The sequence below is a fragment of the Nocardia sp. NPDC001965 genome, assembly GCF_053594175.1.
This window is the reverse complement of sequence record NZ_JBSFDZ010000002.1, coordinates 267,294-280,254: the sequence shown is the minus strand read 5'-3', so window position 1 is coordinate 280,254 and position 12,961 is coordinate 267,294. Positions and strand designations below refer to the sequence as shown.

Here is a 12,961-nt window from a genome sequence, read left to right as displayed (position 1 = left end):
GTCAGACCCCGGGCGCCACCGGTGCCTCCGTGCGGTCACGGTCCGCGTGCCGGGGCAGGAAAAACGCGGGAACGATGATCGCCGCGGTGAGTACGAACGCGACCCAGAACGCGTAACCGAACGAATCGGCCAGCAGCGGCCCCACGATCTCCATCGCCTCGGGCGGTACCGAACTGATCTGGTCGGTGCCGCCACCCGGCGCCTGGATACCCCGGGCGCCGAGCTGGTCGCCCAGTCGCTGTGTCAGTGCGGTCACCAGCAGCGCGCTCCCCAGGGACGCGCCGACCTGCTGGATGGCCGACAGTGTCGGTGCGGCCCGCGAGACGACGTCCCGGCCGAGTTCGGTGTAGGCGGCCGATATCGTCGGCATCATCACCGCACCGAGCCCCATCCCACGCACGAAAAGGGCGACGCTGAGCCAGACATAGGAGGTGTCGACGCCCACCCGGGTGAACGGGAAGGTACCGATCAGCGCGAGCACGATGCCGACAGGCACCACATAACCGGCACCGATACGGTCGGTGAGCCGGCCGCCGATCACCATTGCGACGATCGCGCCGAGACCCTGTGGGGCGAGTAGCAGACCGGCGCCGAGGGCCCCTTGGCCACGGACGGTCTGATAGTAGAGCGGGAGCAGCAGCATACCGCCGAACATGCCGATGGCGACGAGGAAGACGGCCACGGTGCTGCTCGCGAACAGCCGGTTGGTGAGCAGACGTACGTCGATGATCGAATCGGTGCCCTTGCGCAGGCTGTGCCAGGTGTAGAGAGCCAGGCCCACCGCGCCGACGATCAGCCAGCCCAGCACGCTCCATCCGGTGAAGCCGCCGTGGGCACTGGCGCGGGAGAGCCCGTAGAGCAGGCAGACGAGGCTGCCGGAGAGCAGGACGAGTCCACGCACGTCGAGCCGGCCGGGGTCCGGGAGCACATCGACGTGGGGCAGCTTCCACACTGCGAGCGCGACGGCGAGGATGCCGACCGGCACATTGACGAGGAAGATCCAGTGCCAGCTCGTGTACTCGACGAGCAGGCCGCCGATCACGGGCCCGAACACCGGTCCCAGCAGCATGGGGACACCGAGGATGCTCATCGCGCGACCCAGGCGGTTCGGACCGGCGGCCCTGGTGATGATGGCCTGCCCGGCGGGCAGCAGCATGCCGCCCCCCAGCCCCTGGAGCACGCGGAACGCGATCAGGCTCTCGATCGACCACGCTGCCGCGCAGAGCGCCGAACCGGCTACGAACAGGCTCACGGCGGTGAGCCAGGTCGGTTTCGGCCCGAACCGGTCCATGGCCCAACCGGTGAGCGGAATGACGAGGGCCACCGCGAGCAGGTAGCCGGTGACCACCCATTGGGTGGTGGACAGCGGTGCGTCGAGCTCGGTGCTCAGCGAGTCCAGGGCGACGTTCACGATCGTGGTGTCCAGAACCACCATGATCATGCCGGACACCACGACGAGCCCGGTGACGATGACACTGCGGTCGAGCTTGTCCGAGCTTCGGTCGGTGGAATTGTCCATACCGGCTCCTGTCGGTGCGAGATGCGGAGTGTACGAGGACCGCTGCTGTCCGCCGACCGGTGCGGCCGGGACCGCGCTATCGTCCCAGAGATCATCGCGGACCCCGCGCTACCGGGCGCGTTCGGAGAGTGGGGCGGCGGTTTCCGCCCGTGCACCGGCCCGCCAGGAGTGCGCGCACTGTGGCGAAGCGGTCCGCGCCGGGTCGGCGAGGTTTTCGGTCAGCGTGCCGGTGCCGCTGCGGCCCGGGTGCCGCGGCGCACTCTGTGCACTACCCGCCAGGCGACGAACAGCAGTACCCCGAGCACGATCGGAATCAGCAGCGGCAGCACGATCGCCAGCGCGACCAGAGCGAAGGCCAGCACATCCTCGACGATCGAGACCACGGGGTTCGCGAAGCCGCCCGTGGTGGCCGTACTGGCCGCGCGGACACCGGTCTGGGTCGCGCTGAAGGCGAGCGCGGTGGGGGCACCGACGATGATTCCCGCGATCGCCGCCGTGGCCGGATCGGCTGCCTCGAAAACGGATCCGGCCGCTATCGCCCCGGCGATCGGACCGCTGACATTGCCGATGACCGACAGCGCATTGTCGATGAACGGGATCAGGTCGCCCAGCAGTTCGGCGGTGGCGGCGATCGACAACGCGAGCAGCGCGCCGGTCGAACCGATCCACGCGAAGGAGTCGTTGAGATCCAGGCCGAGCACTCCGAAATGCGTGGCGGCGCTGAGGATCAGCAATGGCAGGAAAGCCCGGAATCCGCACGCGGCCGCGAGCCCCAGTCCCAAAAACACGGGGAGCACCCAGCTACTCATGAACGCGAGTGTAAGTGCCCGCGCCGACACCGATCGCCGCGTGGAATCCGTTCGGCAGCCCGGCCGGGTGGGGCCTCAGAATTCCACCGCGAGCTCCGCCAGTCGCTCGAACACGGCCGGGGCGGGCCAGCTGCCGGTCCGGTATCGGGGCGGGTGCAGGCCGGGTATCGGCGTGATTCCGGTGATGTCCACGGCGGCGCCGAACGGTACCTGGATGGTCCGGTCATCGTCTTCGGTGGCGAAGGCGAGGAAATCCGCCACCGGCAGCGCGGCGTCGACACCCTCGCCCCAGACCGCAACGGTATGGATTCCGTCCTCGCGTTCGGCCACCAGCAGGCTGCCCACGTGGATCGCCTCGAGTTCCGCCCGGTAGCGCTCTTCCAGCCATTGCTGCTGGGCGTGGTACTCGACGCCGGCCAGTACAGCTCGGGCGCGGGCCACTTCGGTGTCGTTCGCGGTGGCCATCAGGTCCAGGGGAACCACCAGCCCGGCTTCGTCGAGGGTGTACCCCTGGGGCGACAGCGGGCGCGCCGCCTCCCGGTACTCCTGCTCCACCGCCGCGAAGGCCTCGGACAGCAGCTCCGGGTCACCGGGCACGATGATCAAGCTCTGCTGGTCGGGTATGAACGCGACCGGCGGATGCTCGAAGCTCACCGTGGAGACGAGCAGCCAATCCTGGACCAGGATCCAGGACGACAGGTAGTCGGTCTCGTCGACCGCTATCCGCACGATCCCGTCGTTCGGTAGCTCCGCCACCGGTACCACCGCGGCCAGATTCTCCCGGGCGACCGTCAACGCCTCCGCCGCCGTCACCCCCCATTCGGCGAGTTTCGACTCGTCGGGAAAATTGATGACATCGGGGTAGTCGACGGCCAGCAGTTCGTCCACGAACGGGAAGAGCGGTCGCCGGATGCGCGAACCGCCGTCGTCCAAGGCGTAGGTCGAGGACCGCAGGACCGGCCGCAACAGTGGCCGGACGTCCTCCCAGCTGTCGAGTGGTGCCGGGGGAGTGACCAGCGCCGGCACGATCCGCGCCAGCCATTCCCGGGTCTCCTCCGGTGATCGGTCACGTGTTTCCGAGTAGAGGTTCGTGAGGTGGAGAACCGCGTCTGCGCCGTCGTAGCGAACGGCGAACTCCTCGGCATCGTAGGAGACATCGGTCACGCCCGCGGTGCGCATATGCGCGAAGATCTGCAAGGCGAACGCTCGCCGTTCCCGGTCGTCGTCGGTGTTCGTCATTCGAAGGAGCAACCTCACAGTGCGCAGTGTGGTCCGGTCGACCGCGGGAAGCGCGGACACTACCGGAAGCGCGCTCGGCGGCAACAATGAGTGTTCCCAATATCGGTGTGCCGGAGGCGAACCCGCGTATCCGGCGGTGGCCGGTCATCGGGCATCGGGCGCAACCGCCGGAGCCCCCTGGGCCCCCGGGCAGCGGGGTCGATCTGGTGGGCGCCGGCCGGCACCGCATCGCGTGCGGGCATATCGGTGATCTCCCACGGTCCGGTGGCCGGAACACGACCGGACATCGTCGCCGTGGGTACCGGCGACCGCGCCGGTGACGAACGCAGTCCCGGGAGTGTGGCACACTGGTTACCGAGAACGGGCTAATCGAAGTGATCTGCACGGCTCACCTACAGAAATGAAGTATTAAAGCATGGCGCAAGGCAGTGTGAAGTGGTTCAACGGCGAGAAGGGCTTCGGCTTCATCGCTCAAGACGGAGGCGGCCCCGACGTCTTCGTGCACTACTCCGCGATCAGCGGTTCGGGGTTCAAGTCCCTCGAAGAGGGTCAGCGTGTGGAGTTCGAGATCGGCCAGGGCCAGAAGGGTCCGCAGGCTCAGGACGTTCGCACGATCTGATTTCCGCGTGAGCTTCGGGCTCCGCACCGTCGAGGTGCGGAGCCTTTCTCGTGTCCGGACCCCGGCGCGTCATCGCCGGTTCATGAGCCGGGCGTAGAGATGCCGGTCGGTTCGGGGGCCGCCCTGCGTATGCGCCCCGTATCGGGAGATCTCCGCCGCCAGGTCGAGCGGCCGAGTGGGTGGGACTCCCGGGCCGATTTCCTCGGCGACCAGCTGGTCGGGGACCAGCCAGGTGACCTCGAATTCGATACCGTCCGGATCGCGTCCGTAGAGCGCTTTCGTCGCGGCGTGGTTCGCCGCGCCGGTCAGCGCGTGTGCTTCGAGCAGACGAGTCCGGGTTTCGGCCAGGCCGGTCAGCGTCTCCACCTCCCAGGCCAGATGGTAGAGGCCGACCGACCCGTCGGGAGCCCGGTCCCCCCGCGCGCGGAACAGCCCGAGGTCGTGGTCGTTCGCGGAGGCGGATCCGCGGAGAAACGCCGCGTCCGGGAAGTCCGCCGGGATCCGCTCGAATCCCAGCACCCGAGTATAGAAGTCGACACTGGCCTCGACGTCGGAGACGAAGAGAACGGCGTGGTTGAGGCTACGGATGGACATCGGCACTCCTGCTGATCGAGCCCGGTGGCGGGTGACTGACGACTCTACGCACCACGGCAGTGACGGTGACCACTTCCGTCCGGCCCGCGGGATCGAACGAATTCGACCCGGGCGATAACCGATGTGCCGCACTGCAGACGTCGATCGTCGACCGACCCGCCTGTCGTTCCGGTCCGATCGCTACCCTCGTCGCCCCGGATCGTTGTTGCCGCCCGGCAGGTGTGCGTGCCGATCGATCGTCCGCTGTGTGTAGCCGTGGATTGCGGGTATGTGCAACACAGGAACTCGATGAACCGCTCAGGTGTCATCGTTCCGGTGGAACATCAGGAGGTTCTCATGTTTGCCATCGCCGCTGCCGTCGTGTTCGCACTCGGACTCATTCTCGATCTGGCGGATGCCACTCTCGGAGACGAGATCAACGGTGGCACGCTCATCATCCTCGGACTCTTGTTGGTCGCCCTGCACCTGGCGGGATTCGGGAGCTCGCGGGTGGGCTCCGGCGGGCGGTCCTGGAATCGGTGGCGCGCCGGCCGCTGAGCCGGTCCGGGGGCGTTAGCGTTTCGGTATGACCGTGACGTGGGAAGAGCTGGGGTGGGAGCGGCTTGCCGAGGGGGTGGGCCGGTGCCGGCTGCCGGTGTGGGATTGTACGGTCGGACTGATCGTCGGCCCCGATCTCGCGCTGGTGGTCGACGCCGGGTCGAGTCTCGCAGAGGGGGCGCGGGTGCGCGACCGGGCGCGGCGGCTGGCGGGCCGGGACATCACCGGAGTCGTGCTGACCCACGCGCATTTCGACCATGTCTTCGGTGCCCCGGCCTTCGCCCCGGCGCCGGTTTTCGTGGCCGACGGCGCTCAGGCGGTGTACCGCGACGGGCGCGACGAATTGCGTGCGGACGCGGTGGCCGACGGGCTCGATCCGGTCGCGGCGCGGCAGGCCGCGGACAATCTGGTGCGGCCGCGGGAATACGTCCGGGGTATGACCACCTTGGCGCGCGGCTCCGGTCGAGAGGTGTTGCTGGCCGACGCCGGTCCGGGACATACCGCGCACGATCTCGTGGTCGTCGTACCCGGTGAACCCACGGTCGTGTTCTGCGGTGACCTCGTCGAGGAGTCCGGGGAGCCGCAGGCCGGGCCGGACGCGGTGCCCGCTCACTGGCCCGCGGCGCTCGATCGGCTGCTTGCCCTGGGCGGGGAAGCGGCACTGTACGTGCCCGGCCACGGTGCGGTGGTGGACGCGGATTTCGTGCGCACGCAGCGGGACGCGCTGGCGGTTCGTTTCGGTGTATGAGCGCCGGGTCCGGCGCGGCGCCGGGATCCGGGCGGCTCGGAAGAGGTTCTCGGGAGCGGGGATCGGTCCCGGTCAAGGGTGGTTGCGAGCGGCCGGGCCGGACCGCCGCTGGTTCGTGGGCGCGCCGGCAGAGGACACGCGTTTCGATCCGACGGCGTGGAGGGTGCCGCGTGCCGGCTTGCGGCCGAGACCGCCGAGGACGAGTTGTTCCTCGGGTGCTTTCGCCCGGGTGGGAGGCCCTTGCGGCCACCATTCGTCGAGTGGAGTGAGCCCGGGTTCCACCAGGTCCAGTGCGCCGAAGAGATCGCGGATCTGCTGTGGGCTCCGGTACCGTCCCGATCCGAATTCCTCGTCCACATGCGCCCGTTCGAGTCGGCGTGCCAGATCATGGAGTTCCGGATCGCCGGGACCGGGATCGCAGTAGTGGGTGATCGCCACACAGGATCCGGCCGGCAGCAGGTCGACGTAACGGGATACGACCCCGGCCGGATCGTCTTCGTCGCCGAGATGGTGCAGGACTGCGCCCAGCAGGACCGCGATCGGTTGCCGCATGTTCAGATGGCGGGCGGCATTCTCGAGCACTGCCGCGGCGTCGGTGAGATCGCCGGGGAGGTAGCGGGTGTTCTCGTTCCGCTCCAGCATGACCCGGCCGTGCGCGACGCAGAGCGGGTCGTTGTCCACATAGACGAACTTCACCTCGCCGCGCCCGCATTCCTGCGCGACGATGTGCAAGGGGTCGCGGGTGGGCAGGCCGGCGCCGAGATCCAGGAACTGCTCGATACCGGCGCCCTCGGCCAGCGAGCGCACGGCGCGGGTGAGCCAGCGCCGGTTCATCAGGTGAACGCCGCCCTGCCGCGGCGCGATTCGCCGGATCCGTTCGAATGCGGACCGATCCACCTCGTAGTTGTCCTTGCCGCCCAGGCTGTAGTCGTAGACACGGGGAATGCTGGGCCGGTCGGTGTCCGCACCGACGGGCTGGACACCGAGCGAGGGGGCGGTGTCGATAGTCATCGCGCCTCCATCACATACCGGGCGGTCACCTTGCGGCGCGCCGCTTTCGAATGTAACACGGCAACATAATCTATGGTGATGTTGCGCGACGTTCGCCGGGGTCCCGGTACGGCGGCAGCGAGGAGTACGGAGCCACAGTGGATTTCGCTGCTGCCGATCGGCCGGGCAGCAGCCGAATTCGTTACCGTGCCCTCAGCTGGACCTGCCGTGGACGGGGTGGACCTCCAGGTGTTCGCGGTCCCAGTCCGCGGCGTCGGCGGCGGCTTCGTAGGTGGTCTGCAGGAATTCCAGCACGGTGGCCTCGGGTTCGCCGGATGTGCGCACCGTCTCGTAGGGCAACAGGAATTCGTGGACCCCGTGGTCGTAGTGCGCCGCACCGGGCCGTACGACCGCGTCGGAATACCCGGCGGGCTCCGGATAGGCGTAGGCATAGAAACTGCCCTCGGCGGAGCCTCCGGGCCAGAAACCGGCGCTGGCCAGTTCATGGGAATAGCCTTCGACCATGACCCAGTCCGCGCAATTGGGCGCACCACCCGGATGCGGCGGGGCGGTACGGCCGGAGAACCTGGTACAGGCCAGATCCATGGCGCCCCAGAAGAAATGCACCGGGCTGGTCTTACCGACGAATCGTGCGCGAAACCGGTTCAGGACGGTATCGGCGGCCACCAACTGCCGCCAGAAGGTGTGGGCGTGGGCGGGGTCGTAGGTGGCGTGCTCGGTGTCCTCGGCGAACGGGATCGCGCGTTCCACCTCGACCGGCCTGGCCAGGATCTCGACGTCCACACCCAGGGCTGTCAACCCGTCCCGGACCTCGGCGTAGAACGCGGCCACGGCCTTGGGTTCGAGAACGATCTCGCGCCGTCCGCCCGCGCTGGTCCGCATCCGCAGGTGATGGTCCACGAAGTCGAACTCGATATCGAGCATCCCGCCGTCGTAGGGCATCGCCGAGGTGGTCAGCCCGCGTGCCGATACGTAGAAGGGCACCTGCCACCAATGGTTCACCATCGGCGCGAGAGCCAGCCGGATCTTGCCGACGATCTGTGTCCACATATGCAGTGTTTCGCGTGTCCCGGTCCATTCGTCCACGCGCAGAGCCGGCCATCGTTCGTACTGCGAAGTCGCGCGCATGGTTGCCTCCGTCGTCGGGTCGCCGATGCTTCTCGCCGGAGTCGAGCGTTCACGACCCGCCCCGGCCCGTGGTGTCGGCATCCCGATCGGTGACCGAACCGTTGTGAGCGGTCTCCGGCCGGTGGCTATGGTCGGTGGCATGCCCACTCCGGACTTCATCAGCCGTATCCGGGCCACCGTCGGTCATCATCTGCTCTGGCTTCCCGGTGTCAGCGTCGTCGTATTCGACGATGCGGGCCGGGTGCTGCTGCAGCGTCGCGCGGACGACGGCAGATGGGCGCTGATCTCCGGTATTCCGGATCCGGGCGAACAGCCCGCCGCCGCGGCCGTGCGCGAGGTTGTCGAGGAGACGGGCGTCGACTGCGTGGTCGAACGCCTGGTGTCGGTGCAGTCGGAAGCGGCGATGACCTACGCGAACGGCGATATCTGCCAGTTCATGAACATCTGCTTCCGTGCCCGCGCCGTACGCGGCGAGGCCCGGGTGAACGATGACGAGTCGCTGGCCGTGGGCTGGTTCGCGCCGGATGCGCTACCCGAGGGACTGAGCCCGGACCAGAGTTTCCGTATCGGACGAGCCCGGGCCGACGAACCTGCCTGGTTCGAGCCCGTGGGTTCCGGCTGACACGGGGCCGTCGAACGTACCGGAATCTCGCCCGCCATACTCGCGAGGTGGCGAACAACGAGACATCCGGCGCGGCACTCGACCGGGCCCTCACCGTGCTCGACGATCCGGTGGGCGAATCGCTGCGCGGCCGGCACGCGCAGCTGGCGCGGCGGCTCGGTGGCGCCGCCACATATCTGCCGGAGGTCGCGACCTTCGCCAGCGTGGGGGTCGATCCCGGCCCGGCCGAATGGGACAGCCTGGCGCAGCTGCTCGGGCGGGGTGAATTCGCCGATATGTTCAGTTCCGCGGCACCGCCACCGGCGAACTGGACGCAGGTTTTCGCGCTGGACGGCCGTCAGATGATCTGGACGGGTGACGGCGGCACCGAGCCGCCGTCCGGTGCGGGCGGCGGCGATCCGGTCGAACTGGGCGGCGGCAGCGTGCCCGAGATGCTCGATCTCGTGGCGCGGACCCGGCCCGGGCCGTTCTGGTCACGTACCCACGAACTGGGCACCTATCTCGGCATCCGCGAGCAGGGCCGGCTGGTGGCGATGGCCGGTGAGCGGCTCCGGCCCCCGGGATGGACCGAGATCAGCGCCGTCTGCACCGCCGCCGAGGCGCGTGGACGCGGCCACGCGGCCCGCCTGATCCGGGCGCTCATCGCACGTATCGTCGCGCGCGGCGACCGTCCGTTTCTGCATGTGGCGGAGTCGAACACCGGTGCCGTCGCGCTCTACGAGCGGCTGGGTTTCGAGACCCGGACACACGTGACCTTCCGGGGATACCGCATCCCGTAACACTTCCGCTTCATCGCATAGCCTGAGCTGATCGATCCGGGAAGGAGCGGGCCGGGCAGTAGTCGTGAACTCGAGGAGGTCTTGTTTGTGGCTGTGCTGTCCCCGCGGGAGGGTCCGCGCCGCTGGTCGCTCGACGATATCGTGGTCACCGATCCGCCGGTGATCCGCCGGGCGATCGGTGCGGCGAGCATCGGCAATATCACCGAGTGGTACGACTTCGGCGTCTACGCGTATTTCGAGCCGACCATCAAAGAAGTGTTCTTCACCGATCTGGGTGATCCCGCGGGCACGATCGCCACCTTCGGCCTGTTCGCGGTCGCGTTTCTGGTGCGGCCCTTCGGTGGCATGTTCTTCGGTCCGCTGGCCGACCGAATCGGCCGGAACAAGGTGCTCGCCACCACGATGATGCTGATGGCCGTCGGCACTTTCGCGGTCGGCTGTATCCCGGACCACGACTCGATCGGCATCTGGGCGCCCATGTTGCTGCTGTGCGCGCGGTTGGTGCAGGGCTTCTCCACCGGCGGCGAATACGGCAACGCCATGACCTTCATCGCGGAGTACGCGCCGGACCGGCGCCGGGGGTTCCTCGGCAGCTGGCTGGAATTCGGGACCTTCACCGGTTATCTGCTCGGTGCGCTGGTCGTCACGCTCGCCGACGCCGCGCTGACCGAGGAACAGTTGCTGGCGTGGGGCTGGCGGCTGCCTTTCTTCGTCGCGCTGCCGCTCGGCGTCGTCGGCGTGTATCTCCGGTTGCGCCTGGCCGATACACCGGCCTTCGCCGCGCTACAACAGGAATCCGAGCAGCGGGAGAAGGCGAACAAAACCGGCGACGAGGCGAAGATCCTGGCGAAACTGTGGCCCTACGTCCTGGTCTGTATGGGTCTGGTGGTGGTCTGGAATGTGACGAACTACATGCTGACCTCGTATATGCCGACCTATGTCACCGCCACCGTGCCGGATGCGGGCAGCGGCGGGGTGTCCACCTCGGCTTCGCAATGGTTACAGATCGCGGTGATGGGGATCGCGTTGCTGACCATCCCCATGATCGGCCTGGCTTCCGACCGGATCGGCCGGAAGCCGATCATCTGGACCGGTGTCGTGGCGCTGATCGTGCTCGCGTTCCCGATGGTGTTGCTGGTGCGGGTGGACCATTGGTTCGCGGTCTTCCTCGGCCTGTTGATGATGGGGCTGACATTGATCTGTTTCAGCGCGACGATGCCGTCCACCCTGCCGTCACTCTTCCCGACACAGGTGCGCGGCGCCGGGCTGTCGGTGTCGTTCAATGTCGCGGTTTCCCTGTTCGCGGGTACCACCTCGGTGGTCGTCGGGGCGCTGGTGGGCGCCACCGGCGATCTGAACTGGCCCGCCTACTACCTGATCATCGCGGGTGTGGTGGGCGCGGTATCGGTCTACTTCCTGCAGGAACCCAACGGCCGACACATGTGGGGTTCGGCGCCGGCGGCGCAGTCGGAGGAGGAGGCCGAGAAGTTCGTGGCCGCGCAGGCCGCCGTGTCGGAGCCGTAGGAGGGCGGAGTCGGCGCATCGGTGGCCGGCCGGAACCCCTGCGGTTCGGCGGCGGCGATCTCGTGGGCCCGGGCCCACAACTGCTCGGCCGATACCACCTCCGAGACCGGCCCGATCCGTAATGCGGTTGTGGCGCCGACGCGTTCGTCGTTGCCCAGCAGCGCTATTCGCAGAGTTTCACCGAGCCCGATCCTGCGCACGATGACCGCCGCGAGCGCTGCCCAGGGGAAGGTCCGGTACGAGGTCGACGACGACCGCCGGATCGCTACCATCACCCTCGACAATCCGGAGCGCCGGAACTCCTACAACGCCGAAATGCGTGACGGTTCGGCGCGATTGCTGTCCGAGGGGAACGGCCGCGGCGTGGTCAGGAAGCGCGGCGCGAGCGTGCGGTCGTCGACCTCGCCGTGGTGCCGGTGGCGCGTTTCGTGGCAGCCTTCGCGGGTGTCTTGCTCACGGTCCCGGCGGCTTTCTTCGCGGGAGCCTTCTTCGCCGCGCTCTTCTTCGCCGCGCTCTTCTTCGCGGCGGGCGCGGACTTCGCCGGGGTACCGCCCGCACCGATCAACCGGCTCGCGTGATCGAGGATGCATTCGAGGCCGTACTCGAAGTTGCGTTCGTCGGGCACACCGCTGCGCCGGCCCTTCGCCATCGCCTCGGCGAGCAGGGGGGTGGTATGGGGTTCGATGGCGATATCTTCGTAGTATGCGGTGGCTTTCGCGTCGAGTTCTTTGTTCTTGTCGTAGAGCCGTTGCAGCACAACCGATCCACGCACATGCAGATTGATGGTGGAATAGAGGTCGACGGCGTCGTCGACGGAGAATCCCGCATTCACCAGAGAGGCGGTAGCGCGTTCGATTCCCTGGGCGCCCAGACGCGCGGCGTCGCGGCTCAGTGCCGAGCGGATCAGGATCAGATCGCAGAGAATCGGATTACCGAGAAATGTTTCCCGCATCGTTCGGGCGTGATTACCCAATGTTTCGCGCCAATCATCGGCCTCGACGAAAAACGCTGCGGAGGCATATTGATTCAGCGCGCGGTCGGTCATCGCATCGAGGAGATCGTCCTTCTTGCGGAAGTACCAGTAGATGCTGGTGACACCGACATCGAGGTGTTTGCCCAGCAGGGGCATGCTCAGTCCGTCGATCGAAACCTCTTCGGCGAGTTCGACCGCGCCCGCGATGATGTCCTCGGGATTGAGGGAACCACGTTCGCGGCGCTGCCGCTTCGCCGGCGTTGCCCGCTTCGCCATTTCTGAGCTCGCTTCCTGTGCGGGACCGGACTTTCCGTCGGCGATGACCGCCGGAGAAGTGTGGACGCGCGGATGACCGAAATCCGCACGGTGGAGCGTGCCACGATGATTACCGTCGACCATTCGGCCGAAGTACGTGCGGGATCGGAGAGTTACGCGTCCGGCGGTGAAATTATTGTCCGGGTCACATTACCCGCCGCTGTGGTGGATCACGTCGGCTCATGGGAATGCTTCTTCTCCGAGGCCTCGGGAAATACCGGTTCGCGTTTTTCCGGGAATGCGGCTCAGCCGCCAGCACATCGGACCGGCGAGATTCACCGCCTGCGAACGGGTTTCCGCGGCGAGTGCGTGGTCGAGCGACCGCTCGCCACTATCGGCGAGCAACGCCGTGGTCTGCGCCGGAGCGGTCGGTGAACCGGTTGCCGGCCGCTGTGCGACACCGGCCACGAACTCGTCGATCTCGCTGTCCGGCCGAACCCAGGTGACCGGCCCGAGCGCCCGGGCTTCGTCGGCACCGATCGTATCGGCCAGCAGTAGCCGGATGCAGGCCGGGCTGTCGGCGCCCGGCCGCGTCACTACCCCG

At 67.7% G+C, this 12,961-nt stretch carries 14 protein-coding genes and 1 pseudogene; 6 read left to right on the top strand and 9 right to left on the bottom strand.

Annotated elements, in window-relative coordinates; genetic code table 11:
* Window position 1: 1 nt before the first annotated feature.
* The 3 genes from ACWCPQ_RS05165 to ACWCPQ_RS05155 form a co-directional block, all read right to left on the bottom strand.
* Entirely contained in the window at window positions 2–1,519 is a 1,518-nt protein-coding gene (locus tag ACWCPQ_RS05165; protein ID WP_449894934.1) for a DHA2 family efflux MFS transporter permease subunit, read from the bottom strand.
* A 218-nt stretch (window positions 1,520–1,737) separates the two neighbouring features.
* Complete coding sequence (locus tag ACWCPQ_RS05160) at window positions 1,738–2,328, bottom strand: DUF4126 domain-containing protein (RefSeq protein WP_449894932.1); 591 nt, start codon at window positions 2,326–2,328, stop codon at window positions 1,738–1,740.
* 75 nt (window positions 2,329–2,403) lie between these two features.
* Window positions 2,404–3,567 carry a hypothetical protein gene (locus tag ACWCPQ_RS05155; RefSeq protein WP_449894930.1) on the bottom strand — a complete coding sequence of 388 codons (1,164 nt, stop codon included), beginning with the start codon at window positions 3,565–3,567 and terminating at the stop codon, window positions 2,404–2,406.
* A gap of 415 nt (window positions 3,568–3,982) precedes the next feature.
* On the opposite strand from ACWCPQ_RS05155, the gene ACWCPQ_RS05150 reads away from it, so the two are divergent.
* Window positions 3,983–4,186 carry a cold-shock protein gene (locus ACWCPQ_RS05150; RefSeq protein ID WP_449894928.1) on the top strand — a complete coding sequence of 68 codons (204 nt, stop codon included), beginning with the start codon at window positions 3,983–3,985 and terminating at the stop codon, window positions 4,184–4,186.
* 69 nt (window positions 4,187–4,255) lie between these two features.
* Here the strand turns inward: ACWCPQ_RS05150 and ACWCPQ_RS05145 are convergent, their stop codons facing one another.
* Window positions 4,256–4,780: a VOC family protein gene (locus ACWCPQ_RS05145; protein WP_449894925.1), complete on the bottom strand. Its 525-nt coding sequence runs from the start codon at window positions 4,778–4,780 to the stop codon at window positions 4,256–4,258.
* A 336-nt stretch (window positions 4,781–5,116) separates the two neighbouring features.
* On the opposite strand from ACWCPQ_RS05145, the gene ACWCPQ_RS05140 reads away from it, so the two are divergent.
* Window positions 5,117–5,317, top strand: coding sequence for a hypothetical protein (locus ACWCPQ_RS05140; protein ID WP_449894923.1), 201 nt, complete (start codon window positions 5,117–5,119; stop codon window positions 5,315–5,317).
* Between the two features lie 28 nt (window positions 5,318–5,345).
* The gene (locus ACWCPQ_RS05135; protein WP_449894921.1) at window positions 5,346–6,065 is read left to right on the top strand and encodes an MBL fold metallo-hydrolase; all 720 of its coding nucleotides are present in this window, start codon (window positions 5,346–5,348) and stop codon (window positions 6,063–6,065) included.
* Window positions 6,066–6,137: 72 nt separating this feature from the next.
* Here ACWCPQ_RS05135 and ACWCPQ_RS05130 read toward each other — a convergent pair whose 3' ends face one another.
* Window positions 6,138–7,076 carry an SAM-dependent methyltransferase gene (locus ACWCPQ_RS05130; protein WP_449894918.1) on the bottom strand — a complete coding sequence of 313 codons (939 nt, stop codon included), beginning with the start codon at window positions 7,074–7,076 and terminating at the stop codon, window positions 6,138–6,140.
* 192 nt (window positions 7,077–7,268) lie between these two features.
* A complete protein-coding gene (locus ACWCPQ_RS05125; RefSeq protein WP_449894916.1) occupies window positions 7,269–8,204 on the bottom strand; it encodes a DUF5996 family protein in 936 nt (311 codons plus the stop codon).
* Between the two features lie 139 nt (window positions 8,205–8,343).
* Between ACWCPQ_RS05125 and ACWCPQ_RS05120 the strand changes: the two genes are divergently transcribed.
* The 3 genes from ACWCPQ_RS05120 (at window position 8,344) to ACWCPQ_RS05110 (ending at window position 11,129) form a co-directional block, all read left to right on the top strand.
* Window positions 8,344–8,826: an NUDIX hydrolase gene (locus tag ACWCPQ_RS05120; protein ID WP_449894913.1), complete on the top strand. Its 483-nt coding sequence runs from the start codon at window positions 8,344–8,346 to the stop codon at window positions 8,824–8,826.
* Between the two features lie 47 nt (window positions 8,827–8,873).
* Window positions 8,874–9,605, top strand: coding sequence for a GNAT family N-acetyltransferase (locus ACWCPQ_RS05115; protein ID WP_449894910.1), 732 nt, complete (start codon window positions 8,874–8,876; stop codon window positions 9,603–9,605).
* A gap of 87 nt (window positions 9,606–9,692) precedes the next feature.
* Window positions 9,693–11,129 carry an MFS transporter gene (locus tag ACWCPQ_RS05110; protein WP_449894908.1) on the top strand — a complete coding sequence of 479 codons (1,437 nt, stop codon included), beginning with the start codon at window positions 9,693–9,695 and terminating at the stop codon, window positions 11,127–11,129.
* A gap of 50 nt (window positions 11,130–11,179) precedes the next feature.
* Here the strand turns inward: ACWCPQ_RS05110 and ACWCPQ_RS05105 are convergent.
* The 3 genes and pseudogenes from ACWCPQ_RS05105 to ACWCPQ_RS05095 all read right to left on the bottom strand — a co-directional run.
* Window positions 11,180–11,332 (bottom strand): annotated as a pseudogene (locus ACWCPQ_RS05105) (enoyl-CoA hydratase/isomerase family protein); the annotation flags it as partial.
* Window positions 11,333–11,496: 164 nt separating this feature from the next.
* Entirely contained in the window at window positions 11,497–12,378 is an 882-nt protein-coding gene (locus tag ACWCPQ_RS05100) for a TetR/AcrR family transcriptional regulator C-terminal domain-containing protein (protein WP_449894905.1), read from the bottom strand.
* A gap of 219 nt (window positions 12,379–12,597) precedes the next feature.
* Window positions 12,598–12,954: a hypothetical protein gene (locus tag ACWCPQ_RS05095; RefSeq protein WP_449894903.1), complete on the bottom strand. Its 357-nt coding sequence runs from the start codon at window positions 12,952–12,954 to the stop codon at window positions 12,598–12,600.
* Window positions 12,955–12,961 lie beyond the last annotated feature (7 nt).